The organism is Chitinophaga sp., assembly GCF_017745275.1.
Lineage (GTDB): Bacteria > Bacteroidota > Bacteroidia > Chitinophagales > Chitinophagaceae > Chitinophaga.
The window spans coordinates 443,614-468,556 of record NZ_JAGHZS010000010.1 but is presented as its reverse complement, the minus strand read 5'-3'; the positions used below and the strand labels follow the sequence as shown (position 1 = coordinate 468,556).

The 24,943-nt window shown below is 41.7% G+C and carries 28 protein-coding genes and 1 tRNA gene; 11 read left to right on the top strand and 18 right to left on the bottom strand.

What is annotated here, in order from left to right; translation table 11 throughout:
- Nucleotides 1-77: 77 nt before the first annotated feature.
- Together J7623_RS28495 and J7623_RS28490 are read right to left on the bottom strand one after the other, a co-directional pair.
- A complete protein-coding gene (locus J7623_RS28495) occupies nucleotides 78-611 on the bottom strand; it encodes an SRPBCC family protein (protein WP_291927626.1) in 534 nt (177 codons plus the stop codon).
- A gap of 333 nt (nucleotides 612-944) precedes the next feature.
- The gene (locus J7623_RS28490; protein WP_291927623.1) at nucleotides 945-1,319 is read right to left on the bottom strand and encodes a DoxX family protein; all 375 of its coding nucleotides are present in this window, start codon (nucleotides 1,317-1,319) and stop codon (nucleotides 945-947) included.
- Nucleotides 1,320-2,535: 1,216 nt separating this feature from the next.
- Between J7623_RS28490 and J7623_RS28485 the strand changes: the two genes are divergently transcribed.
- From J7623_RS28485 to J7623_RS28475, 3 genes are all read left to right on the top strand, one after another.
- Complete coding sequence (locus J7623_RS28485; protein ID WP_291927622.1) at nucleotides 2,536-4,776, top strand: DUF5703 domain-containing protein; 2,241 nt, start codon at nucleotides 2,536-2,538, stop codon at nucleotides 4,774-4,776.
- Nucleotides 4,777-5,326: 550 nt separating this feature from the next.
- Nucleotides 5,327-6,553: a site-specific integrase gene (locus tag J7623_RS28480; protein ID WP_366839978.1), complete on the top strand. Its 1,227-nt coding sequence runs from the start codon at nucleotides 5,327-5,329 to the stop codon at nucleotides 6,551-6,553.
- A gap of 74 nt (nucleotides 6,554-6,627) precedes the next feature.
- Nucleotides 6,628-6,948, top strand: coding sequence for a hypothetical protein (locus tag J7623_RS28475; protein ID WP_291927618.1), 321 nt, complete (start codon nucleotides 6,628-6,630; stop codon nucleotides 6,946-6,948).
- Nucleotides 6,949-7,015: 67 nt separating this feature from the next.
- On the opposite strand, the gene J7623_RS28470 is transcribed toward J7623_RS28475, so the two are convergent.
- Nucleotides 7,016-7,279: a hypothetical protein gene (locus J7623_RS28470; RefSeq protein WP_291927615.1), complete on the bottom strand. Its 264-nt coding sequence runs from the start codon at nucleotides 7,277-7,279 to the stop codon at nucleotides 7,016-7,018.
- A gap of 10 nt (nucleotides 7,280-7,289) precedes the next feature.
- Nucleotides 7,290-7,772, bottom strand: a complete 483-nt coding sequence (locus tag J7623_RS28465; RefSeq protein ID WP_291927614.1) for a hypothetical protein — start codon at nucleotides 7,770-7,772, stop codon at nucleotides 7,290-7,292.
- 492 nt (nucleotides 7,773-8,264) lie between these two features.
- Here J7623_RS28465 and J7623_RS28460 point away from each other — a divergent pair, with 492 nt between their 5' ends.
- Nucleotides 8,265-8,495 (top strand): helix-turn-helix transcriptional regulator, encoded by a 231-nt coding sequence (locus tag J7623_RS28460; protein ID WP_291927611.1) that lies wholly within the window; start codon nucleotides 8,265-8,267, stop codon nucleotides 8,493-8,495.
- Between the two features lie 142 nt (nucleotides 8,496-8,637).
- On the opposite strand, the gene J7623_RS28455 is transcribed toward J7623_RS28460, so the two are convergent.
- From J7623_RS28455 to J7623_RS28440, 4 genes are all read right to left on the bottom strand, one after another.
- Nucleotides 8,638-9,408: a relaxase/mobilization nuclease domain-containing protein gene (locus J7623_RS28455; RefSeq protein ID WP_291927609.1), complete on the bottom strand. Its 771-nt coding sequence runs from the start codon at nucleotides 9,406-9,408 to the stop codon at nucleotides 8,638-8,640.
- Complete coding sequence (gene mobC, locus J7623_RS28450) at nucleotides 9,398-9,760, bottom strand: plasmid mobilization relaxosome protein MobC (RefSeq protein WP_291927607.1); 363 nt, start codon at nucleotides 9,758-9,760, stop codon at nucleotides 9,398-9,400. Before mobC ends, J7623_RS28455 begins: the two co-directional genes overlap by 11 nt.
- A 291-nt stretch (nucleotides 9,761-10,051) precedes the next feature.
- Nucleotides 10,052-10,390, bottom strand: a complete 339-nt coding sequence (locus tag J7623_RS28445) for a helix-turn-helix domain-containing protein (RefSeq protein WP_291927605.1) — start codon at nucleotides 10,388-10,390, stop codon at nucleotides 10,052-10,054.
- Between the two features lie 93 nt (nucleotides 10,391-10,483).
- Complete coding sequence (locus tag J7623_RS28440; RefSeq protein WP_291927603.1) at nucleotides 10,484-11,197, bottom strand: hypothetical protein; 714 nt, start codon at nucleotides 11,195-11,197, stop codon at nucleotides 10,484-10,486.
- A gap of 132 nt (nucleotides 11,198-11,329) precedes the next feature.
- On the opposite strand from J7623_RS28440, the gene J7623_RS28435 reads away from it, so the two are divergent.
- Complete coding sequence (locus J7623_RS28435) at nucleotides 11,330-11,656, top strand: YegP family protein (protein ID WP_291927602.1); 327 nt, start codon at nucleotides 11,330-11,332, stop codon at nucleotides 11,654-11,656.
- Between the two features lie 132 nt (nucleotides 11,657-11,788).
- Here J7623_RS28435 and J7623_RS31805 read toward each other — a convergent pair whose 3' ends face one another.
- Complete coding sequence (locus J7623_RS31805; protein WP_366840012.1) at nucleotides 11,789-12,148, bottom strand: ImmA/IrrE family metallo-endopeptidase; 360 nt, start codon at nucleotides 12,146-12,148, stop codon at nucleotides 11,789-11,791.
- Nucleotides 12,149-12,385: 237 nt separating this feature from the next.
- Complete coding sequence (locus tag J7623_RS28430; protein ID WP_291927600.1) at nucleotides 12,386-12,721, bottom strand: helix-turn-helix transcriptional regulator; 336 nt, start codon at nucleotides 12,719-12,721, stop codon at nucleotides 12,386-12,388.
- Between the two features lie 137 nt (nucleotides 12,722-12,858).
- Between J7623_RS28430 and J7623_RS28425 the strand changes: the two genes are divergently transcribed.
- Genes J7623_RS28425 through J7623_RS28410 form a run of 4 tightly spaced genes read left to right on the top strand, consistent with a single transcriptional unit; the run spans nucleotide 12,859 to nucleotide 15,727 of the window.
- Complete coding sequence (locus J7623_RS28425) at nucleotides 12,859-13,083, top strand: DUF2188 domain-containing protein (protein WP_291927599.1); 225 nt, start codon at nucleotides 12,859-12,861, stop codon at nucleotides 13,081-13,083.
- Between the two features lie 12 nt (nucleotides 13,084-13,095).
- Complete coding sequence (locus tag J7623_RS28420) at nucleotides 13,096-14,115, top strand: CBASS cGAMP-activated phospholipase (protein WP_291927597.1); 1,020 nt, start codon at nucleotides 13,096-13,098, stop codon at nucleotides 14,113-14,115.
- A gap of 11 nt (nucleotides 14,116-14,126) precedes the next feature.
- A complete protein-coding gene (locus J7623_RS28415) occupies nucleotides 14,127-15,068 on the top strand; it encodes a cyclic GMP-AMP synthase DncV-like nucleotidyltransferase (protein WP_291927596.1) in 942 nt (313 codons plus the stop codon).
- Nucleotides 15,065-15,727, top strand: a complete 663-nt coding sequence (locus tag J7623_RS28410) for a hypothetical protein (protein ID WP_291927593.1) — start codon at nucleotides 15,065-15,067, stop codon at nucleotides 15,725-15,727. Before J7623_RS28415 ends, J7623_RS28410 begins: the two co-directional genes overlap by 4 nt.
- Nucleotides 15,728-15,954: 227 nt before the next feature.
- Here the strand turns inward: J7623_RS28410 and J7623_RS28405 are convergent, their stop codons facing one another.
- The 3 genes from J7623_RS28405 to J7623_RS28395 form a co-directional block, all read right to left on the bottom strand.
- Nucleotides 15,955-16,284, bottom strand: a complete 330-nt coding sequence (locus J7623_RS28405) for a YegP family protein (RefSeq protein ID WP_111580360.1) — start codon at nucleotides 16,282-16,284, stop codon at nucleotides 15,955-15,957.
- 64 nt (nucleotides 16,285-16,348) lie between these two features.
- Entirely contained in the window at nucleotides 16,349-17,110 is a 762-nt protein-coding gene (locus J7623_RS28400; RefSeq protein WP_291927587.1) for a PIN domain-containing protein, read from the bottom strand.
- Between the two features lie 377 nt (nucleotides 17,111-17,487).
- Nucleotides 17,488-17,560, bottom strand: a tRNA-Lys gene (locus J7623_RS28395).
- A gap of 97 nt (nucleotides 17,561-17,657) precedes the next feature.
- Here J7623_RS28395 and J7623_RS28390 point away from each other — a divergent pair.
- Nucleotides 17,658-18,140 carry a hypothetical protein gene (locus J7623_RS28390; protein ID WP_291927585.1) on the top strand — a complete coding sequence of 161 codons (483 nt, stop codon included), beginning with the start codon at nucleotides 17,658-17,660 and terminating at the stop codon, nucleotides 18,138-18,140.
- Here the strand turns inward: J7623_RS28390 and J7623_RS28385 are convergent.
- Genes J7623_RS28385 through J7623_RS28375 form a run of 3 tightly spaced genes read right to left on the bottom strand, consistent with a single transcriptional unit; the run spans nucleotide 18,124 to nucleotide 20,532 of the window.
- A complete protein-coding gene (locus tag J7623_RS28385; protein ID WP_291927583.1) occupies nucleotides 18,124-18,846 on the bottom strand; it encodes a 4'-phosphopantetheinyl transferase superfamily protein in 723 nt (240 codons plus the stop codon). The two genes, J7623_RS28390 and J7623_RS28385, sit on opposite strands and share 17 nt — an antisense overlap.
- Nucleotides 18,827-19,573: a 23S rRNA pseudouridine(2604) synthase RluF gene (gene rluF, locus J7623_RS28380; RefSeq protein WP_291927579.1), complete on the bottom strand. Its 747-nt coding sequence runs from the start codon at nucleotides 19,571-19,573 to the stop codon at nucleotides 18,827-18,829. The genes J7623_RS28385 and rluF overlap by 20 nt, the downstream gene beginning before the upstream one ends.
- Nucleotides 19,574-19,599: 26 nt before the next feature.
- Nucleotides 19,600-20,532, bottom strand: coding sequence for a hypothetical protein (locus J7623_RS28375; protein ID WP_291927576.1), 933 nt, complete (start codon nucleotides 20,530-20,532; stop codon nucleotides 19,600-19,602).
- Nucleotides 20,533-20,704: 172 nt separating this feature from the next.
- Between J7623_RS28375 and J7623_RS28370 the strand changes: the two genes are divergently transcribed.
- Nucleotides 20,705-22,645: a PKD domain-containing protein gene (locus J7623_RS28370; protein WP_291927573.1), complete on the top strand. Its 1,941-nt coding sequence runs from the start codon at nucleotides 20,705-20,707 to the stop codon at nucleotides 22,643-22,645.
- Here the strand turns inward: J7623_RS28370 and J7623_RS28365 are convergent, their stop codons facing one another.
- Both J7623_RS28365 and J7623_RS28360 read right to left on the bottom strand, forming a co-directional pair.
- Nucleotides 22,646-23,716: a 3-oxoacyl-ACP synthase III family protein gene (locus J7623_RS28365; protein WP_291927570.1), complete on the bottom strand. Its 1,071-nt coding sequence runs from the start codon at nucleotides 23,714-23,716 to the stop codon at nucleotides 22,646-22,648.
- Nucleotides 23,717-23,914: 198 nt separating this feature from the next.
- Complete coding sequence (locus tag J7623_RS28360; protein WP_291927567.1) at nucleotides 23,915-24,925, bottom strand: LLM class flavin-dependent oxidoreductase; 1,011 nt, start codon at nucleotides 24,923-24,925, stop codon at nucleotides 23,915-23,917.
- Nucleotides 24,926-24,943 lie beyond the last annotated feature (18 nt).

The window sequence follows — 24,943 nt, the reverse complement described above, 5'->3', positions numbered from 1 at the left end:
TCTTCCAGTGAACCCTATAGTATTACCTGGTCGATACAAAATAGTTCTCCGCCTTGCCCGCTTCGGGAGCTTATCTATTATCTATCCTGTCTTTCTGCTTCCGCTTTTAAATTATTCATCCATGTTTCGAGCGATTGTTCCAGTCCGCGCTGAAACTTTCCCCGCATTAATGAGACCAGCCATCCTTCCATACTTTCTTCAACACGAACTTCCGTACGTTCGCCTATTTGCGTAAATGACCAGTTGTGAATGGCAAAAGCCCCGAATGCTTTACCCGACCAACCGATCCTGGTATAGGGAATGGCTGTATGAATAGTTGAGTGGATGGTTAATCCACCCGATTTCCAGTCGAATGAACTGCCTGCCTGAAATGGACCTTCCAATTTAGGTGACTGTACATCCTTATGCCATTCCGCCCAGTGATCTATCCTGCTCATGATTGTCCAAATTCTTTCGGGCGATGCATGAATGATAATCTTTTTTGTGGTTTGAACGGGGGCATTGGTATTAATTGTAACAGAAGCTTTATATGAAGTGAATAACTCCAATCCTGTTATTAAAAGTGCAACGGCTGCAATGAGCAATACAATACTGAGAATCATCTTTTTCATGTTGTTACTATTATGTTTTGTGAAAATGCTGGTATTTACAGGAGCGTTTCTTCAATAGTTTGCTTAGGTAGATGGTTTAAACTTGCCGCATTAGGATGGGCATAAATAATGAGATGTTTCATTCTTTTTGTTTTTAATAATTGAACAAAACAAAGATAGAATGACAGTGAGCGGCAAAATTGTAAGAAAACGAAAAGGAGTAGAATTACAAGACCATCAACGAAAGATAAAAATGCAGGTTGTGCAAGAATTGCATGTAAAACAATAGGCTAGTCTGTTAAATAGACTGGCCTATTGTTTTACATGCAATGCTTGCACAACAAAAAATAAATCTTATTGCGATGCTAAAGCTGCGAACCTAAAATATGCAACAACTGCTGATAGGATAAAAACTATAATCAACATTGGGAGCATTTTGTATTCCTTCTTTTTGGCGTGAACAAACATGCCTGCCAACATTATTAAGCAAAAGGCCGTTGCTGCCATAGGCGTCAAAATTGGTGCAATGCCTGATAGCCATGGGACTATAATACCGATACATCCTAATAATTCAAGAACGCCTAATATTCTGATTGGTATTATAGAGCTGTTCGATTTCAAATGTCCGTCTGCGACATGTTTTTCTTTACTGCCCGAAATTTTTCCATAACCAGGCATAATAAAAAATGCAGAAAGAAGCCCCTGTATTATCCACAAAATGGTATTCATCTTTTCTTTATGAAGTTAAAAAATAAGCTATTGAAAGCCTTGCTTGATGGGCACAATAAAATACCTTTAAAAATTTCAAGGTTGCGCATCAAAAGGATTTTGCTTAACAAAATCTCTTTATTTTTTACTTCTGACTAACCCTTTTTGGGTTGGTCTAACCAAAGATTAATATCTTCCATTCTATAAATCTATTTGTGGTAAAGTACGTAAAGATAATAAAAGATTATGCCACCAGGGGTATTGCAAAATAACAGGTTTTAATTATCGCTGAACACTTTGTCGCAAATGAAATAATCTTAACACAGGAATTAGAACCAGAAACTACCATGTACTTAAAATCAAAACGTCGTAGGTTAGTATTGACAAGTCAACCCGAATAAAACCAACTACCCACGAATCGCAATTTCGCGCTTTGATAGACTAACAAATAGGTTAAAACAACAAAGCCCGCTCTAAGCGCAGGCTTTGATAATTTCCTGTGATCCCGGCCGGGCAATTCTCGAACCATTTCCTCAAAAATTTAAAGCAATTGGCGGAACTGCTACCATAAAATAATGCACTTTTAAACAAGATCGCCAATTGCATTCTTAGACAACAACGGATAAATCTTAACCTTTAACACTTTAAAGTTTTTTTTAGCAGATTATCTGGATAAATCAATCCGTTTTTCTCAAAACTAAAGAGGGCGTCTCAAAAGTAATTTTGAGACACCCTCTTGTTACGACACAGTATAAATCCTTACCTCAGCATCAGCCTTCAGGTAAGGTTTCTGCGCCATCACAATATCACTGGTTACCGGAATATGCCAGTGTTGCCTTGCTGGTTAGGTGAGTAAAATTGGGAGATGGCACGAGGAAAAGGCTTTAAAGTACCATTTGAGCCGACCTATCAAAATCAGGCCATGTTGTTCCCCTGATTTTAATCAGATGGTATCGGCAGATCATCCGGTTCGGAACAAATACCTTCTTTCCCAGGTCAATATAACATCAAAAGAAATCAATTATTTGAAAGCATTATGATAATGAAACCATTAATTTTAACCCGACTTCTTTTTTTTCGTATGGCAGGCAGGTGAAGAATGGCAAGTTGAATTCCTTCGTATGAATAATCACCATTATAATATATAGGCAGTCTCTTTATAATTTTTTCTGGCATCCCCGGGTGGTAATGACCTAAAAAATCACACTTTAACTATAAGAAGATAATTTCTCTTGAAATGAATTTTAAAATACTTTCCTTATCCATCCTGATCTGCAGCCTGCTCATCCCTCAGTCGCTGGCTGCACAAAGAGACCCGTTAAATGATTACAATGTGCGATGGAATACGCCAGGTATCAACTCACAAGGTTCTATGCCAATCGGGAATGGAGATATAGGTGCTAACTTGTGGGTGGAACCAAATGGCGATCTGGCATTTTATATATCCAAGACTGATGCGTGGAGTGAAATAGGTCGCCTGCTGAAACTTGGTAAAGTTGTCATATCTATCACCCCGAATCGCTTCAATACAGAAACATTTTCCCAGGAATTGAATCTTAAGGATGGTGAAATACTTGTTAATTACGGTGATACCAGGATACGGTTTTGGATTGATGCAAATCATCCTGTTATCCAGGCCGATATAAAAAGCAAGGCCCCTGTTCAGTTAAAAGTAACCTATGAAAGCTGGAGAAGAGAAAAACGCCCCATCCTGGGCGAAGAAGGAAAATCTGTCTGGGGTATCGGACCCACTCAGGTATCTAATGACTGCCTGAAAACTATATACCAGGATGCGGACAGCATTCTTAGCGGAACACACAATCGCATTCTCGCAGTACATCACAATGCCTCCTCCATTTTTGAAAATAATTTGATGGTACAATCGCTATACAAGTATAAGGATAAGATGACAGATCCGATTATGCACCGGAACTATGGTGTAATGATAACTGCCAAAGGGTTGACCAATATATCCGATACTGCAATGATAAGCACAGGAGCAGCTAATAGCTTCCAGGTCCAGGTATTCCCGCTGACCCAAACAGGTACCATTGACGGCTGGGAACAAGGGACACAAAAACAAGCCAGATCAATACAGGCAATAGATATACAAAATCGTATTGCTGCACACAAAAAATGGTGGCATAATTTCTGGGATCAGTCTTTTATTTTTATTTCGGCGCAGGACTCTATTGAAAATCAGAAAGCCCGTACCGTTACTCAGGGATATATTTTACAACGCTACATAAATGCCTGCTCCGGACGAGGTTATTCTCCCATTAAGTTTAACGGAAGTATTTTTACCGTGGATACCTACAAGCGGGATGATCGATTTAAGGGTTTCGATGCCGACTTTCGCATGTGGGGTGGTTGTTATTGGTGGCAGAATACAAGACTCCTTTATTGGAGCATGCTCTACTCGGGTGACTTTGCTATGATGCAACCATTATTCAAAATGTATATGGATGCCCTGCCATTACGCATTGCAGCAACAAAGCAGTATTATCATCATGACGGAGCCTTTTTTCCGGAAACGATGAATTTTTGGGGAACATATGCCGATGGTGACTATGGCTGCGACAGAGACAATCAGCCTGAAGGCTACACAAAAAACCCATACATCCGCTATTATTGGCAAGGCGGGTTGGAACTGTCGTTGTTAATGATCGATTATTATTCTTTTACCGGGCGAACTAAATTTGCAAAGGATACACTGATACCTCTCGTGTCGAACATTCTCCGATTCTATGATCAACATTGGAAAAGGGGTAATGACGGGAAGATCTTCTTTAACCCGGCGATGTCATTGGAAACTTATCACACAGCCATTAATCCGCTGCCGGAAATTGTGGGGATTCACACGGTGGCCGAAAAAATGCTGCAACTTCCCGTGTATCTAACCGGATCTAAAAACAGGACAATGTGGATAAAACTCATCCGCGATTTGCCTCCCATACCGCTTCGAACAACAGCCGGTAAAACCATGCTGGCACCGGCTCATGAATATAGTAACAAAGCTAATTCAGAAAACCCTGAGCTATATGCTGTCTTCCCTTATCGCGCCTATGGTGTTGGAAAGCCTGATTTGCAAGTAGCACTTGAGACATTTAGTCATAGAGTACATAAAGAAAATGGCGGCTGGCAACAAAACTCAATTCAGGCGGCATTACTAGGTTTGACAGAAGAGGCTAAGGATATGGTAGTACAAAGTTTTTCAAGCTGGGATAAAAACTTTCGCTTTCCTGCATTTTGGGGTCCTAACTATGACTGGACTCCTGATCAATGTCATGGAAATGTGGCAATGATTGCTCTTCAACGAATGCTATTACAATGTGAAAACAAAAAAAATATACTTCTGCCCACTTGGCCGAAAGAATGGGATGTGCATTTTAAGCTGAATATCCCATGTAATAAGCAGGTTGAAGGTATATATAAGGACGGGAAGCTGAAAAGTAAAACATTACCAGGATGGAAATAATCAAAAATTCCCTTTCCCATAAATCATATCTTTTGATATCTTATAGTCAGATTCGACTGTCAAAAAAAACGATTTATAATTATCCTCATTAAATCCAAACGACTTGACAGGAGAAATTTCAACATTCTCTATTTCATGAATCATATCTTGGATACAGTAAATTAAAAAATATTACTGTATCCTTTCAGGTTCGTTTGATGTAGTTTACCTTAATATCCTAAAAGCAGAAAAGCCGCGTAAATCTTACGATTTATGCGGCTTTAATTGTCTTTGATATTCTTGTTGTGATCCCCTTGGGATTTCCGATCTATTTCCTAGTCTTACCGCAGATTACTTAAACACGTTCTAAAACGTTGATTTTAAGCATTCTGCAACAGCGAATCGCTTTTCTACTTCTTAACTTTATTAAGGTTGGCCCCACTTTAATAGACTAAAAAATAGACTAGTTATGCTGTTACCTCTTAAATTAGTATGCAAAAGTAGCAAGATTAGGCGCGATGGTACAAGCCTTATTTTTATCCAGTATTGTTACAACTCCGACAAAAGAACATTGTTAAACACAGAAATTGCTATCCCTCCCGCCTATTGGAAACGCTCCCGTATAGCGACAAACCTGCCAGAAGTATTTGGAGATCCTGAAACACTCAACAAAAGGCTTAAAGCTATGTTGCGTGTAGTCGAGGATGTTATCTCCCATGCCGTCCAAAAGAAAATAATAGATGTATTGGCATTCGTCAAGAGTACCTTTAAACCTGACCTAAACCCCGAAACCCTTTCCCCTATGGCAGACCAGATTGCAGACAGACAGCCGGAAACAAACCTGAACTTTTACTTTCAGATAGATGATTACATAAGATGCAAGACCAATAAGGTTACGCCTGGCATGTTGCGGGTTTATAAAAACATGAAAGACCACCTACAGGCATATCAGGACTATCGTAAAGCCATTATTACCTTTAATTGCCTTGACTTTAATTTCTATGAGGGGCTGGTTGATTTCCTGACCTTTGAATATGTCCAGCGTAGGCGCAAGACCGTTACAAAGGGGCTTAAAACAGCCACAGTAGGCAAAACCATTAAACAGCTCCGTATATTCGTCCGGGATAGGGTACGCCGTAAAATCATCCCTCCTATTGACTTATCGGATTTTAAAATACTAAATGAGGATTCGGACGCTATATACCTTTCATGGAAGGAGATAAACCAGATATATAATACTGACCTATCGGATTTCCCCTCCCTCCTTCCCTATCGTGATCTATTTGTCTTGGGATGCCTTACCGGGCTTCGGTTTTCAGACTTTTCCAATATCAAGCCAGAAGATATACGGGAAGGGATGCTCCGAAAAAAACAGGAAAAATCAGACCACTGGGTAGTAATTCCTTTAATGGATGCGGCTAATGAGATCCTTATAAATCGCTTTCAAAGGGTAGTCCCTATCGTAAACAATCCGGATTTCAATGTAAATATTAAAGAAATTGGCCGACTAGCGGGCATTTGCGAACCGGTTAAATTCTCTTATAAGAAGGGCAATCAGGATATTGAGGTGATAAAACCTAAATATGGATGGATAACCTCTCATACCTGCCGGCGTTCCTTCTGTACTAATGAGTTTCTTGCAGGGACGCCTGTAGAGTTAATCATGAAAATCAGCGGTCACAAAAGCTTACAAGACTTTTACAAGTATATCCGTATTAGCCCGGAAGAAGCTGGGAGAAAAATTAAAGAAATATGGGAGAATAGGAATCGAGTTGCGACAACTCCTTCTGTTCAATGAGCAACACTCCTCATAAACAAAATGATCCATATAGTTGTCTTAATATTTCACATAACCAAAATAATCTACAAAACATGAAAAGATTTATCACCCTCGAACACATTCAAACTCTAGGAGGTAAGAAAATTGAGAGCATTACATCTTTCAATGATATCATAATAGTAAATGATGATGGGGCGCAGCCGGAAAGGCTAATATGGTTTTTGAAAACATTAACTGAATATGAATCTCATCAGTTATTGGCCGTTTCAGACCATGAGGGTTCAATTTCATTCTTATGGAGCGACGTTCCCCCAAAATATCAGAAAATACGAGACATAGGAATGCCTGATGGAGACATATGGTCTGTTTACAAAAATTACAATCTTGATCATGACAATCTAATGAGGGAATAATTCAGAACTTAATAACAACGGCGCATGAGAAATCAAGCGCCGTTGTCATTAAGTCCAGATCCTGAGTTTATTTACTTGTTTCCCCGAAAACAGAAGTACGTAGGTTATTGGTAACTTCCTCTGCTATCTCGCGGATTTTTTGCTTTTCAGCGTTACTTAATGCTGGTACCAACTTACCCTCCACACGCTTGTCAATGCCTCTCATTTTCCTGTAAAAGGTTGGAGTGCTATAATTGCATTCCTCGCAGACCCGTTCCCTGAAAAGTAACGCCACATTGGTAAACCCTGCATGAAACGTGAATAAAACATTTGAAGATTTAATACTATTCATCAGTCAATGTTTAATGGTGAATAACGAGCTGCTTACACTTGGTTTGTTCTTCAATATTTAAAGAATGGACCCTCTGAAAGAAAAATTTGAAATGGTTGGCCGCAAACTCGGCTACCTCCTCGTCTACCATGCGCTTTTCTATATTTAGGAGTATCTCCGCGTATTCGTCTATTGTTTTATCAAGATCATCCGCTTCTATGGATGATGCAAATTCCTCCAGCCAATCTAAAGGCTCCGCCAACTCGGTAACTAACTTACTATTGAGATTCGTAACATTGTCCCGGATCAAAGCGTCTTTAACAATAAATACTGCCTCCCCGCATCTGATAAAATACTGAGCGAATAGCATAAAATCATCACGCTGTGTCGAGGTCCAGTTATCCGCTTCTTTACTGGCTATAACCCGGCTTAACGAGTACCAACAAAGGTTTACAAAACTAGTCTTACTAGTGAAGGGGGTGATGTCGCACAGGTTACTTAATAAACTTTCCATAACTTTTTAATTTAAAAAATGATTAAAATGGCTACAGGTCTGATTATGCCAAACAGTTCTCCCTTCCGATCCACATGGATCGGTTAGCTAAACCTTATCATTAAAATCTGAGAAACAACCTAAGCCTGCGGGAAGGGAAAAAGGAAAAGGCGCAGGTACCAACTTTCTCCGCTATAGAGGCCGTAGGAAGCCTGAACACAGATAAGTTGGCCCACGCCTTTATAGCATGAGCCATTCACTTATCACCCTGTGTTCTGAAATTTCCTACGTTTCTATAGCAAGGCAAAAGCGAATTGCTTCAAATTATTTTATTGAAGAATCGCGAAAATATTGATTTTACTTTACAAGTAAAACCAGTTCTATCAATATTTATTCATAGTATGCTTTTTAAAATTCAGATTGTCGGTTTATAATTGACGATACGAAAATAATTAAAATAATGACATATTCGTCATTATTCAGAAAAATATTTAGCCCCATCTTGTACATAAGATGGCGAAGCAAATAAGAAATAATAAGCTGTTAAAGGGAATAGCCGCGATTCTTAAAGAATTACGTGAGGCTAAAGACGTTAGTCAGGAAGAAGTTTATAATGATACGAATATACACGTTGGTCGAATAGAAACGGCCAAAGCTAACCCTACTGTCAGCACACTATCTGCTCTCTGCAAATACTTTGGCATTACTCTCTCTGACTTTCATAAAAGGGTTGAAGAATTATAACTTAACGCAATAAATCTCCTTATTAAGAGCATACTGCGCGTTGTCCAAGATGATTTTTTCGAACATGCCCGGTAGCGAAAAAGCGTTGCAAAAATTATCTTGGACAACGCGCAAGCCCGCGGCAGTAATTTATTTTTCAGCGTCATATTCCCCTTCTAAGCCTTCTTTTTTGCGTCTGTTTCTGATTATTTTCCTGGATTATTTTTTGTAATCCTGCAATGGAAAACTTACGGTCTATCTTACTTCCTTTAAAGCAATAAAGCCCCTTTTTAAAACTAATTCCTTGCAATTCTCTGGTACCTGATTTATACTTATACTGTATATCTATTCCCGATTTAATCAGGCTATCTATTAACCCCGAAAGGCTTCTAGCTAGTTGTAATTTCTTTTGAATAGCGTTGTAAATTTCATAACGAATGGCTTCTTCTGTGTTCAAAGACTCGACATTTGTCAAAGACAAATTTTTCTTTTCAGCCGGAACTAATTGATATCTCATAGTTAGTTCCTGTGCTGCTTTCTTTCCTCGCAACCCGATCCAACTGTCACGAATTGCCTTTCTTTTATTTCCTACAAAGTTGGCTATAATATGCAGGTGCAAGTGTTTTTTGTCGATGTGTTTGGCTATTGCAAACTGCGTATCAGACATACCAATCTTCTCCAGATACTCCCTCGCTATTGTTTCCAGTGCATCATCCGACAAAGATTCTTCTGGATAAAAGCTAAGAATACCATGAAAAACGGCCTTCTTTTTACCCGGTAAATCCTTTCTTTGAGCTTCAAAATCATGGGCCATTAGGCGGTAATCATAGTCCCTTACTCCTTCTGCGGCTAATACTATGGCCCGGTTTTCATCTTCACATATATACCGGCAGCAGCCATAAAAACTACTGCCGGTAATTACCTTACTTATCATTTGTCAACCGGTTTATTAGTTCATCAAACTGCATTCTATACTGTTCAAAGTATAACAAAGCGGCCGCCAGGCCATGCTGGTGAGCTGCTTTTGCCAGTTGATTAATGTTAGAGGCCATGCCTATTAACTGCTTTAGCAGGTGCTTTTCATCTACAGTCAAACGAATTTTAACCTGCCCATTAAGGGCAATTTGCCGGAAGAATACAGTGAGGGAAAAGCCGCTTTCGCGGGCTTTTTCCTTCACTGTATAATACTCTGCCGCTGTAAATCTAACGCTAAACTGTTTCTCTCTCCGAACGGCTTTAGCCGGTCGGCCTCCTTTACCTTTTGGTCTTTGCTCTGATCTCTCCATACGATCTCCGATTTAATCTCCGCTGCATTTCCCCTTTGCGACCATCGGGAGTGAAGGGGCGAGCGGTTTTTGCGAAGCAAAAACACCGCTCGCTAACGGAGCGAAGCCCGTTCCGAATCCGCGAATGGGGTGCCGAAGGCGACCCGTTCAATCTTCGTGGGTAAGGGGCCTGCGTGGAGCAGCCCCTACCCGATCTCCCTGAACTGGTGGCAACGCCGCCGGTTCAATCTCCCGGAACAGATAGCAACGCTGTCTGTTTGATCTCCGCAAATGGGCAGCGAAGCTGAACATTTAATCTTTACTGTCTTGTTTGGGTTGTAATAATTGCTGAATGTCGTTCCAGAGAAAGAAAAGACGAGATTCAATTTTGTAAGGTTTAAGCCTCCCGCGCTCAATCCACTTGTAAATAGTGGGTTTGGTAACCTGAAATAGTTTACAGACTTCTACCAGCTTAAAAAGGGGCTTATAAGTCAATCCAGGAGTTTCATAGACTGGTGGAGTGGATCTATTACTTTCCAGATTAGTAACTTCCTCCCGGATAATAAGCCTTACCTGTTGCCAAAACTGGTTGGGGTCAAAGGGAAACAACATGGGGGTTACAGCTTTTTCAATTTGCACATTTTCTTTCATACACTTACTGTTTTAGCTGACAAACATACGTTTGGAGGCAAGCTAAAAAAAACCAAGTATACTTAACATTGGCACATTATAGCAAAAAGAAGACTATTCTTTCTCCAATTTCTTTTCCAACTCATCTAGTAGGCCAATAGCTGGCGGATGGCCCAATTTTTCAAAGTAAGTCCTTGCAACCGTTATGCCCTTTACTACTTCCGCCCGTTCCTTTGGTGTCAGATTTTTGGGGTGTATAATTCTTCGAAGGTTTTCTTTAATGCTATCTGTATCCACACCGGTTAACCTGTTTAACATCTGGGCAGAAAAGGCATCGGAAGCAATTCTTTCAACACCCGCAGTTTTGAGAAGTATATAAAGGGTAACTGTTAGGGCTGGTATTTTAGATTGCGTTTTAACGCTTTTGGTTTGAGGCTTTTCAACTTGCTTACTTTTATGGTTCGCAATAAGTGTTTCTAGTTGAGGTAGGAAAGAAACGGAAAATAAAGGCAAATAGATAAACAAATAGACCACACCAAAACTTATAGCTCCGATCACAAATAGTACAGACAAGTAAAGTAGATTAAAATAAGGACTGAATGGCGAAATAATTAATAGCCCAATCCCAAACAATATCAGAAAGTGGCAAAGCACATGCTTATACCAATAATAAGCGATTAACTTTCTTCGTGTTCCTTCAATATTCCAATTGTAGACAACCCGCAATTCTTGCTTCTGAATGTTGCGAAGTAATAGCTGGATATATCCAGCATTAAGGGGTAAATCGAAAATGGCAAAGGATGCCAGGCGCCGCAGATTCTTTCTCATACAATATCCTTTTCCTGAATTTACAAAATATCCATGCAAATAAAAAAAATATATTATTTTCCATTGAACAATTAACTGATTAAAGAGTTACATTACTGGTAATCTATTATTTCTGTAAAACACCACAACATTATGGGCAAGTTCCACATCAAAACAGCAAAAGACGGACAACACTATTTTAACTTGAAAGCTGAGAATGGACAAACCATTCTATCAAGTGAAATGTATACCACCAAAGCGGCTTGTAACAATGGCATTGATTCGGTTAAAACAAACGCGCCTAATGATAGCCGCTACGAAAAACTAACCGCTAAAAATGGGCAATATTACTTCAACTTAAAAGCTTCAAATGGGCAGGTAATTGGAACTAGCGAAATGTATGAAGGCACCGCTGGACGTGATAATGGAATTGAATCTGTGAAAAAAAATGCACCTGGGGCCAGTGTTATAGAAGATTAATACATTATAGAGGCAAGCCTTATTCTATCAGCCTTGCCTCTTATTTTTATTTGCAATTTCTTTATTGCAAATTGCTACAATTTGAGTTTGTATAATAACAGCTATCCTGACTTTACTAACAAAAGCCTATATTCACCTTCTTCTCATGTAGTAGGACTGTTTTGCCGCCCCACTGATATTTAATCTATACGCAACCATCTCAACACTTGCATTAAAATGGGTAGCTATGTCGGATTGGCTCATACTCCGCTTTAGGGACCATAACAAACCAGGTTTGGGAAGTTGCAGGGTAGCTCCAAGACATTTTGCTTCCTCTTCTTGAACTTCATCAAAATGTCTCATACCAAAAGGAAGTGGAATATCACGGATTGCTTCATCGACTTCATGTCCACAGATTATATGCGCCAATTCGTGCATTATGTTACTTTGTTGCCGGGGGGCTGAGTGAAATGGGTTATGTATAATTATCCTATTCCCGGCTCCTGTAGTCATTGTTAGGGCACTCCAGCCACAATCACTTCCATTTGTTCCCGAAAGATGGTCCCGTTCGTGCTGTAATGTTAAAAATTCTGTGGCACTATAAATCGGTATCCTTAAATGTTCTGCGAGCTTAAAAGCACAAATTGGCGCGCACGCGTGGAGTTTCAGCTTATCCCTATACTCGATAGCCAGTTGCTCTGCTTGTGCGGGGAAACCACGTTTTAGAATTTTTTTGGGTGCCAATACTTATTATTTTGAAGAGTATGCCAGATCAATCATTTTAATTAGCATATTAACCGTATCTGTACTTAATTCTCTTTCTGCTCTTAAGTGAGCAACAACCTGTTCCCTGTTAGATACTGGACTTGTTTCAGTGTTAGAAATAATAAAAGAATCTGTTGATACTTGTAACCACTTACAAATTTTTATAAAAGTATCGACATCGGGAACTTTCCCTTGTTCAATTCTCGAAAGCGTAGCAGCACTAACCCCACCAATCTCATCAGCAATGGCCCTCAATCCTTTATTCGCCCGTTTGCTTTTAAGCATTCCTGCTAAAAGCTCCGTATTGAGTGTTGATTGCATGTTAATAACTTTTTATTAATAAAACAATGTTGCACTTATGCAACATTGATAAATATCTGTATCTTTGATGCAACAGCCAATCTTATTGTCTTATATATGCAACAAATCTAAGACTAAAACTGATAAATACAATACATATGAGTAAAAAAAATGTACATGTTGTCCCAAATCCCGGTGGTTGGGGCGTAAGAGTTGAAGGGAATGAGAAAAACAGCAAAAATTTCGACACCCAAAAGCAAGCTATTGAATATGGTAGGGAAAAAGCACAGAATAGCAGAGCCGAGCTTCTCATTCACGGGCAGAATGGTAAAATTCGTGAAAAGAACAGTTATGGGAATGATCAATACCCTCCAAAAGGCTAAATCAGAATGACAATGACCGAAAAAAAGAAAAAGTTTACAATACTTTCTATCGATGGTGGTGGCATACGTGGTTTAATCCCGGCAAAAGTACTATCTGACCTGGAAAGAGAATTAAAACGGACTGATCCTGACAAAAAGTTTCATGAGCATTTCAATCTTATCTGTGGAACTTCTACCGGAGCTATTCTAGCTATTGCCATTTCCCTCGGTATCCCCGCTGGTGATTTAGTGGAATTTTACAGGGAAAATGCAAAAGCAATATTCCCTAAATGGTATCTGAGGATAATTCCACGGAAAAGCAGAGCTATTATAACATCCATTTATAGCAACAAAAGTTTACGCAAAAAACTTGAAGAAGTATTTGCCGCTGCAAACAATGGTATACCTCCTTTAATAAATGATTTGAAGACAAATATTTGTATTCCTGTTTTTAATGGAAACGATGGACAGATAAATGTTTTAAAGACCAAGCACCACGAAGAATATATTAGGGACTACAAGCTGCCGGCACATGAAGTAGCTCTTTCCAGTGCTTCAGCGCCAGTTTACTTTCCTCCGCATACGTTTCGCTTCTCAAACGAACATGGGAGTGGTATTAATGTGAATATGATTGATGGAGGAATATTTGCCAATAACCCTTCCCTAATCGGCATATTAGAAGCTACCGAAAAATTAGGATATGAATTTTCCGATATCAGACTATTATCGCTCGGTACTGGAAAGGGAAGACACGTTATCAAAACTGGATGGAAGCCCAAAGACATATGGTATTGGCTATTTCCCCAACCGAGATTATTGGATATCATATTAGATAGTCAGGCGCAAATAACAGAACAGTATATCGCCTTCATAAAAAGGATTGCGGCCAGACAAAATAATGATTTCGATTATCTGCGCGTTCAGTATGACCTAGGGGGGGACACCATTGATCTTAATGCTTCCGAAAAAAAAGACCTGCAAAGATTAGAAGCTATTGGAGATGAATTGTCCAAAAATTATGTTCATAAAATCATAACTCTTTTAAAAAATTAAAACTAACAACTATGGCAGATTGTCACGGCTTATTCCAAAGCTTCCATGAAGAAATATCTATCGGTAAAGCGAAGAAGGATAAAATGATGAACTCTAAAAATGGGTTACGAAGTAGAATCCGAAAATATTTTAAAGAAAATCACCCTGAGTATGAACCTAAATTCTATATACAGGGTTCGTATAAAATGAAATCAGGTATAAGAACCAAAGATGACATTTGTGATCTGGATGACGGTGTTTACTTTTTCCGGGAACCTGATGTTGCCGCAACCACACTTCAAGGGTGGGTTTGGGATGCCGTTAACGGCTATACGGACGCTACCCCAGAGCATCGCAAAAAGTGCATACGGAATATTTTTTCCCACGATTATGAAATCGATAACCCGGTATATTATAAAGTTGATGGTAAAGAATATCAGCTTGCGGTAAAGGGAAATGGATGGGAAGACAGTGATCCTAAGGCAATGGTAGATTGGATTAACAAAAAGAAAGATAAAGAGGGGCGACTCATTCGGAATATAAAATACCTTAAGGGATGGTGTGATAATAAACGTAACAAGATGCCAAGTGGTTTAGCAATGAGTATTCTAGCCGCCAATGCGAAAGATAAGATTGTATTGAATGACAGGGACGATATTACACTTAAAGATATTTTGAATGAAATAAAAAAGGCTCTCAATACAAAATTTGAATGTATTGTGCCAGCGGTTCCAAATGACGATCTATTTGCGGATTATGACAAAACAAGAAAAGAAAATTTCCGCACCGCTTTAAACGAATTCTTGGAAGATGCTGAAAAAGCAATTAAAGAAGATAATCAGTTTAAAGCAAGTAAACTTTGGCGTAAACATCTCGGTGACCGGTTTCCCGAAGGTGAAGACAAAAAAGAAGATTCAAAATTACGATCTGCAGCGGCAATTGGTGCCATAACTTCAAATCCTTGGGGAGAATGAGCAACGGAATTGTAATATTTAAACAAGAGGCTATCACCATCAATAGAGAATTCCCAGACTTGAGCTATTCAGAAGACGAGAATGGTATACCTCTTGTCATTGGGGTATTGAAATTGATTGACCAAAAAGGTAATCTGCTAGATAGTTACAAAATCAGAATCAGTCCGACAGATAGTTACCCTTTACGATTTCCTCATGTGTTTGAAGTTGGCAACAGACTACCTATAAATATTGACTGGCATGTCTTTTCGGATGGTCACTGTTGCATAAAATCAATTCCTGAAGAGATTCTCCTTTGCAGGAATGGGATTACTTTAGCCAGTTTCATTAAAAATGAAGTAATCCCATACTTCTTTAATCAAAAGTTCCGGGAGCTCAATGGATATTTCCTCAATGAACGTTCACATGGCACACAGGGTAATATTGAGTTCTTTGAAGATGTTTTCAAAACCAGTAGTTACACCGAAATAGCAAAAGGACTGATTTATATTTCACAGAGAAAGGAACCATCGCGTGTAAGTGAATGTTTCTGTGGTAGTGGAAGTAAATACAGAAAATGTCATCGAGAGGCATTCCGAATATTAAGCCAGTTTACTAATGAAGAATTGGATTATTATTTTAAAATAATAATATCATCTCCCCGCTATTTGACCGTTTAATTTCTCTGGAAGCCTTCATCTCTGAAGGGCAATAAATATATACAGGATTGACTTAAAAAATTTGTGGAATAAAGGCGAAAAGTTATCTGTATAAAACTAAATAACCCCTAACGCGAATTCGCGACCTAATAGACAAAAAACAAAAACCCGCGCAGCGCGCAGGTTTAAAATTTTCATTGTGATCAATCTTCTTAGGACAACATACTGAGTCAACTCGTAGCAAATCGTTATGCCTCAGATTCAACAGGCGCATTTGGCGCATTGGCTTTAACAGAATTAATTCCATTATCCCGTGCACTTTCAGTTGTATACATCTCACTAGTTCCAATAACTTGTCCATTGCCTGCTTTGAGATTGAAATAAAACGCCCCCCTAAGTGAGGCTAGTTTATCATATCGTGAATCATTTACGGCATTTGTCTTAACAGATGCAATGCCATTATCGCAAGCAGCTCTATTGCTATACATTTCACTAGAAAGAATAATCATGCCATTATCCGCTTTTAAATTGAAATAATATTGATTATTCTGGCTTCTCTTAATTACAAATTTCCCCATGTGATAATCCTATACGGATGATGTTTATTTTTCAAAATTCCAAGATAACTTGCGAAAACTAATGCTATTCGCCTTCCGATTTATCCTTCCTTTTCCAATATTCAGCAAAACCTGAATCTTTAATCGTCTTTATTAACTCTTCTTCCGCATCTACAAGCGCTTTTGACAGATGGACCCCGATCTGTTGGAAAGCATCTGTAATTTTGGTGGTCTTACTATAAATCAATCGACCGGTTCCTCTATGAAAATCCTTACGTAGAAAACTGAAGTTATCGTTGTATGTATTATCTCTTCCAACAAGAATGATATCTTCTTTTAAATTGCTTAAGATAATTTCCCAATTGATCTCATCTCCTATTGAATATTTGTCACTACTTGGAGGATTACCAATTAGTTTCCTTTTTTGAGCCTTGGCTATTATTTCATCAGTTGTATACAGCAATCTATCATTCTTAACCGCTTCATCAGTCAGTTGTTTAAAGGCTGTAGCAACTTTGTCCTTTGAAGGGTCTACTAAGATCTCACGAATGTATGCTGTAATTTCATTTCGCTTAGTTTTGTACTCATTCTGAATAGCGATTAACTCTTTAAACCCTGGATAGTCCTGCAAAAATGAAGAAGAAAAATTTTCGAGCTGAGACTCCTTATCGAAATTTTTTTGAACGTCTCTGATTACCTTTTCTCTTCCGCGCTCAAATTCCTGAATTATCTGGTCGGTAAGAATAATATGTTCACTTTTCTCCAGAATTTCAGTCAATAAATTTAGCCCCTCATTAGTAGAGCGATAAAAATCAAAATATATATTAGTATCAATCAGTATTTTCATTCTTCAAGCAGGATAATAAAAACCAGTACCAAATATAGCAAATAAATCAATATAAATAGACCTAAGTAATATACCACAATGACTATAATACCATCCTTCCATCTGAGGAAGGCAGCTCACCTTATCGCTAGGCGATGCAAACTATTTGCATCTCCTCTTGATTATATACTTTCTATGGTCCTAGTTCCAACAACTACAATAAAAAACTAAAACCGAGATTAACGCAAATTTCTAAAACTAAATATTGTATTTTAGTATAGACAAGTCAACCCGAATAAAACTAAGTAAACCGAAACAGCGCAATCGCACTTTGATAGACTAACAAATAGACCAAAACAACAAAGCCCGCGACTAGCGCAGGCTTTGAAACTCTCCAGTGATCCCCTTGGGACTCGAACCCAAGACCCATACATTAAAAGTGTATTGCTCTACCAACTGAGCTAGGGAATCCGCTACCACCTTCATTGTTAAGGGGATGCAAAAATAGGATTTATCTCATAACCACCAAATTTATTTTCAAAAAAATAAAAATATCTTTCATCCTGTTATGAGAAAATATACTTTACTGTTAGCAATTGCCAGCTTTTCCTATGCCTGCGCACCCACTAAATCATATATTTATTCCCGTGGTGCCGATGGGCAACTCCGTGTACAGGAACATACAGACTACCCCACCAATATTCCCTTAAAAGCCAAGATAAAAAAAAGAGATATTCATCCCACGATCAATTTTGTGGAATCAGTAAAAGAATATCGCCGCACCTTTCATCATTTTCCACAAGATCTCTGGAACCTGCAAAACCTGAACGACAGAAGCAGAAGTGCTTTTAAAGATATGACCGAAATCGGTTTTACGGATCTTCGATTACATTATGTTTACCTGGATTCATTTGTCGTGGCGTTTGTACACAAACCCGTATACGATCCTAAATTAGGAGGGAAAAATTTGGGGAAGGAAGTAGCGGGGAAATTTATTTTTACCTATCAACCCAAAGATTCTACTTTCCTGTACGTTAAGACACTTGACTAGTCAGCGTTTGCAGGGCAGCCATATCTACCTGGCTGCGTTGTGGCACTACCAGTGAGCAAGCCATGTTACCTGCTATCCAGCTAATCGCTTTGTATTGCAGGAAGTGCTGGAATTCAGCCACCATGAAACTACCATTCATGGCAACGGATTTTACATTAAATAGCTCCAGGTCAGTGGTGAAGCCGGTACGTAATACTTTGGAAAGGGCTTCTCTGGCGGTCCAGAGCAGGTAGGTCTGTTCCTCGGAGGTATATGACAGCGGAGCTATCAGCGCTGCCTCTGCGGGCGTTAAAGGAGGTAAAAAACGATCTCCGTCTAACAATTCTATATCTACGGCCATCGGGTGTGCTTCCGGGAAAACCACCGCCATTGCGCTGCCTGCGCTATGGGTGATGCTCACCTGCAGGTTGCTATAACCCGGGCAACTCAACACCGGCTGCCCGAATACACCCGGACGAATACGGATATTATTGGCAGCAACTCCCGTAAAATCAACAGCCGCCAGCTTTGCAGCATGGCGGCCGAGTAAGTAATGATGTTGCTCCGCTCCCTTTGAAACAGCTCGCTCTTCCGGGTGCAGAAAACGACCTAATTGCACCTGTAAGGCAGACAAAGACAATGACGACACTGCCATAAACACCGGGATGGTGTGCCCCTCCCGTGTTACCGTCAATGCCAGGTGATGGCTATTCGTCCATTCCGTCATGATGAGGATCTCCTTTTTCTGTTTTACTGCTGTTAGCCACCAGGGTATTGAGATGATTTACTTCTTCTTTTGTAAAATATCGCCACGAGCCGGGCGCCAGGTCTTTTAATGTCATGTTCATGATGCGGGTGCGCTTCAACGTCACTACCTCATAACCCAGCGCTTCGCACATACGGCGGATCTGGCGGTTCAACCCCTGCGTAAGAATAATACGAAAACGGTTGGGCCCCTCCTGCTGCACAAAACATTTTTGCGTCATCACACCAAGAATACGCACGCCATTGCGCATCGACTTAACAAACTCCAGGTCGATGGGTTTGTCAACGGTAACAATATATTCTTTCTCGTGCTGGTTACCCGCCCGGAGAATTTTATTCACGATATCACCATCGTTGGTCAAAAAGATCAAACCTTCAGAACGCTTATCCAGCCTGCCGATCGGGAATATCCTGCTGGAGAAGTTCACATAATCGATGATATTCGTTTTATCTTTCAGATCTGTTGTACAGGTAATTCCTTTGGGCTTGTTCAGCGCAATATACACGGTAGTTTTTTTCTTCTTCAACGGTTCCCCGTCTACTTCTACCACGTCACCATCTTTAACACGATTGCCTTTGGAAGCGATGTTATCGTTGATCGTTACTCTACCCTGTTCAATATATTTATCAGCTTCGCGGCGACTGCAAAAGCCCGTTTCACTGATGTATTTATTTACGCTTATGTCCATAATTACCGGTTAAAATCAGCTGCAAATTACTTAAAACCGGGCAAAAAATCAGGCAGGGTCCAGGGTGTTACCACGCCCGTTTCCAGGCCCATTACTTTCATTGGGTGCACCAGTACCTGGCGTCCGAAGTAGCTACCAGCAATGCGCCCGCGCATGTAATAGCCCTGCAGGATGTACCGGGGTTCACCGGTGTTGATATCCAGCACAAAATCGGCGCCCCACTCATTGCCTGCTGTAGCGCTGGCACTCACGCAAACCAGCTCCTGGTCTTCTGTTACAAGGATATCGCTGCCAAATATACTCCCGGCGTCATTCCCCATCGCGGAAAAATTCCGTTGCCAGATGGGCCGCAGCTGGTCATCGCAGCACAGCAGGATATTACCGTCCGTCAGCACGAGGTATTGCCGTAGGTCCGCTATATACACCACTTTGTACACCCGGTCGGGGTAAGGCGTTTTCATCACGATACCTGTGAATGTAGCGCCATCTACGGCCAGCCAGGCTTTCTTCTTTTCCAGCGGGAAGTAAAAGGTGTTGGTATGCGGATTAAAAGTTCCAACCGCCAATCGCAGTTCCGGCTTTAGTTCTGCCACTATATCACCGGTAGAAATATTTATCCAGGCTGGTTTTTGATTATATGCTTCCACCAGCAAATGCTGGCCGCTGTTATCAAATACCGCATTGTAATACATATGCCGGTTGGTGCTGAACAGCACTTCCTGTGTAGCCACCCGCATCACTACCAGGTTAGTCACCAGTTTGCGCGCTCCTTTGATCCAGGGAGAATTCAGCACCAACAGGCCGCTGCCTGCATGCCAGGCTACTACACGATAGCCGGGATATTGCGGCCAGGCCTGCACACGGGATTCGTTTACATAATACACCAATGGCGCCATCTCCTTTTCATCATCCCTGGAAAGAAATAATTGCTGGCTTTTATAGTCGGTAATGTTGTTCATTTATTTTTTTTAGGAAGATAAATAACGCAGCAGTGCCTCGGTTAAACAAACAGGTCAACAGGTTCACTGTACGTTGGGTCGCGGCAAAATTAGGTAAAATAATTCTGCTTTGATCTTAAAGGGTAACAATGTAACTTGTTGATGGCTGTCTGTCTGCTACCCGGCTCCCATCATGAAAAGAATACTATGCCTGATCTACGGCCTGTTGTTGCTTCATTTCCGGCTTACAGGTCAAACGTTGCTCCCGTACATACTGAATGGTACCGCTACCCAGCGCACCTGCAACTGCTATGTGCTGACACCGGATCAACAGTTCGCCAGCGGCACCGTATGGAATAAAAATAAGATCAACCTTCAACAGTCGTTCAACTATGTATTTGATGTGAACCTTGGCTGTAAAGACGCTACCGGCGCCGATGGTATTGGTTTCATTCTGCAAACCAAAGGTACCAACCTGGGCGGCACCGGGCAGGGACTGGGATTCAAAGGCATTTCCCCTTCTCTCGGCGTGTTGATAGATACCTGGCAAAACTTCGATGAAAACGATCCTCCTTATGATCACCTGGCCATCCAGATGAACGGCCTCACAGATCATAACGGCCCCGGTAATCTCGCAGGACCGGTGACGGTGATTAAAGACAATGATAACGTGGAAGACTGCCAATGGCACCTGTTCCGGATCAAATGGGACGCGGTATTAATGCACCTGGAAGTAAGCGTTGATAATGAGCTACGCCTTGCGCTCAACAAAGACCTCGTCAATGATATCTTCGGCGGTGACCCCAATGTTTTCTGGGGCTTTGGCGGCTCCACCGGCGGCAGCTCCAACCTGCAACAGTTTTGTGCGGCGCTCCGCCCGGAATTTAACTTTAACCCGCAACAGGTTTTCTGCGATGGTACACCCATACAGTTTAAAGATAATTCCAGTTCTTTCGGGTCCATCACCTCCTGGTGGTGGGATCTGGGAGATGGTACGTATTCTACAGCACCACTCCCTCCTCCACATATATATCCTGCAGCAGGACATTATGAAGTGCGGCTCGTGATCCAGGATAACAGCGGCTGTGAGTCGGATACCCTAAAGGCCCCTTTTACCGTAGGGGCGTACCCGGTAGTCGACTTTGGCCCTTCTACCCTGTGCCTGGGTTCGCAGATGTATATGCAGGATCTTACCACCATCACGGTAGGCACGCTGCAACAATGGGATTGGGATTGGGGCAACGACAGCACTGCCACGGGTGCTAAACCGCTGGCACCTTATACAGCGCCGGGTTCCCACCAGGTACAATTGAAAGTCACTTCTGCCCAGGGATGCAGCAGCAGCCTGGAAAAGTCTATACTGGTGAGCAATACGCCACAAATTAGTGGCAGCGGAGAAAATGTATGCCTGGGTGTTACTACTGATTTTCAGGGGATCAATAATACGCCCAATATTCCTATCGGGCAATGGAACTGGGATCTGGGCAATGGTACCACGCTGCAACAACAGCATGCTGCCTGGCGCTATGCAGACACTGGCTACTACCCTGCACGCCTATACGCTATCAGCACGGATGGCTGCCAGTCAAACACGGTGGACGTGCCCGTCACCGTTACGGCGGTATACGCCCGTGCCGGTGCTGACACCATTGTAGCCAACGGACAACCATTGCAATTACAGGCCGGTTGGATTGACCCTCGGATACGGTACACCTGGTCGCCCGCCATCGGCCTCAACAATCCCTTTATACCTAACCCGGTAGCCATTTTACATAAAGATCAAACCTATCGCCTTACCCTTACCTCCCCGGAAGGCTGCCACAACGAGGACTACATCAACGTAAAAGTGTATGAAGGGCCGGAGTTCTATGTCCCCAACGCTTTCACGCCCAACAACGATGGGCGCAACGACGTATTCCGCGTCATTGCAGCGGGTGTACCTAAACTGGATTTTTTCTGTATCTGGAATCGTTGGGGACAGGAAGTATACCGCAGCACAGACCTCCCCGGTGGATGGGACGGCAACTGGCAAAACAGGCCCGCTCCCGCCGGCACCTACGTTTGGATGGTGCAGGGAGTGGATTATACTGGCAGGCAGTTTAGCAGGAAAGGAACGGTAACGCTTATACGATAATTACACCCGGTAACAAATGGCATTAATATTCATCCCTGCGCCTACAGAAGCAAACAGGATCACATCGCCCGGATGCACCGCCTGATTAGGAATATCGCCTCTTCTTACCATATCATACAATGTAGGCACGGTAGCTACGGAGCTATTGCCCAACACATGAATATTCATAGGCATGATGTCGGCAGGTATCTCCCGGATATCATATAATCCGTAAAATGCCTTGATAATAGCGATATCCATTTTTTCATTGGCCTGGTGGATGAAGATCTTTTTAACATCGCCAATAGGAATATGCCCTTTATCCAGGCAGTCCTTCATCGCTTCAGGTACGCGTTTGAGCGCAAACTCATATACTTTGCGGCCCAACATTTTAATATAACGGATACGTTTATCCACATTTGGGGCATAAGACATCCCCATATTGATATAGTTCAACTCATCAGTTGTAAACGATTGTACGCTGGTACTGATAACACCAGGCGCATCTGCTGCTCCTTCCACCGCTTCCAGCACAACGGCGCCGGCACCGTCGCTAAAAATCATACTATCGCGGTCATATTGATCAATAACACGGCTTAGCGTTTCCGTTCCTATTACCAGTGCTTTCCGCGCCATTCCGGCTTTAAAGAAAGCATCCGCCTGGATCACCCCCTGCACCCATCCCGGGCATCCAAACAATATGTCATAAGGTATACAGGCCGGATTGCGGATACCCAACGCCTGCTTCACCCTGGAAGCCAGTGATGGCACAGCATCCGACTGTATGGTGCCTTGCAAAACATTCCCAAAGTTATGTGCCACTATGATCTGGTCCAGCGTTTCCGGATCTGTACCGGCATCTTTGATCGCTACCAGAGCAGCTGCTACGGCCATTTCCGAAGCATTCATATCTTCATCAGCATATCTGCGTTCACAAATACCTGTTACTTCTTCAAATTTGCGGATAATATCCGCTCCTTCCGATGGTATACGTGTTTGCTTATCACTGAAAAATTCCTGTTGTAAAAAGTCCTTATTCAATTTCTTGTTGGCAGGAATGAAACTACCGGTACCAGTAATAACAGTTCGCATATCGTGAATCATAGTCTGATTTTCAGACCGCCACATGGCAGCCCAGGCTATAAATATACAACATTTGCGCTGGTGCTGTATACCTGCAGGAGAATTACGAATTACAAATTACGAATTACGGATTTGTGGGAAGATGGTAAACGCGAATGATAACATTCGTTATTATCTTCTCACAAATCCGTAATTCGTAATTCTCTCCTACACCAGTTTATCTGCTATTTCGCTCAACAACTTGTAGGAATACAATCGTTCGTCCTGGTCGTAAATATGTGCGGTAGCAATCACTTCATCTACCTGCGTATCGTTCAGGAACTGCTGCAATCCCTTTTGCACGGTATCCGGGCTGCCCATGAAGGAGCAAGCCAGCATACTTTGTGCCTGTGCCGCTTCCAGTTCCGTCCAAACGCCGTCCATGCTATCGATGGGTGGTCCCATTTTGCGCAGGCGTCCGCGAACAATGCCAAGGAACAACTGGTAAAAAGAGGTAGCCAGACGGTTGGCGGCGGCATCAGTGTCTGCAGCAATCACGTTTACACAAGCCATGGTATGTGGTTGCTGTAAAAATTCCGATGGCTTAAAATTCTTCCGGTAAATAGCCAGGGCGGCATGCAGTTGCGCAGGCGCAAAATGGCTGGCAAAAGCATAAGGTAACCCCAGCGCCGCGGCCAGGTAAGCACTGTCGGTGCTGGAACCCAGTATCCAGATCGGGATATCCAACCCTTCACCAGGAATAGCCCGCACCTGCGCGGTATGATTGTCGTAAGAAAAGTATCGTTGTAACTCCAATATCTGCTCAGGGAATTCGTTGACAGCGGCCATACGATCCCGGCGTAAAGCACGGGCTGTGACCTGGTCCGTGCCCGGCGCTCTTCCCAGGCCAAGGTCTATCCGGTCGGGATAAAGTGTAGCCAGCGTACCAAACTGTTCTGCTACTACCAACGGTGCATGATTGGGCAACATAATACCACCGGAACCAACCCGGATCGTTTTTGTACCGCCGGCAATATACCCCAGCAACACTACAGTAGCGGAACTCGCTACACTCGCCATATTATGGTGCTCCGCCATCCAAAAACGATGATATCCTAATTGTTCTACATATTGTGCCAGCCGCAGGCTGTTCTTAAATGATTCGGTAGGTGTTTGTCCTTCCAGTATCGGCGCGAGGTCTAATACGGAGAAAGGACGCTTAGTTCCATGCTTACTCATACTCCTGATATTATGTTG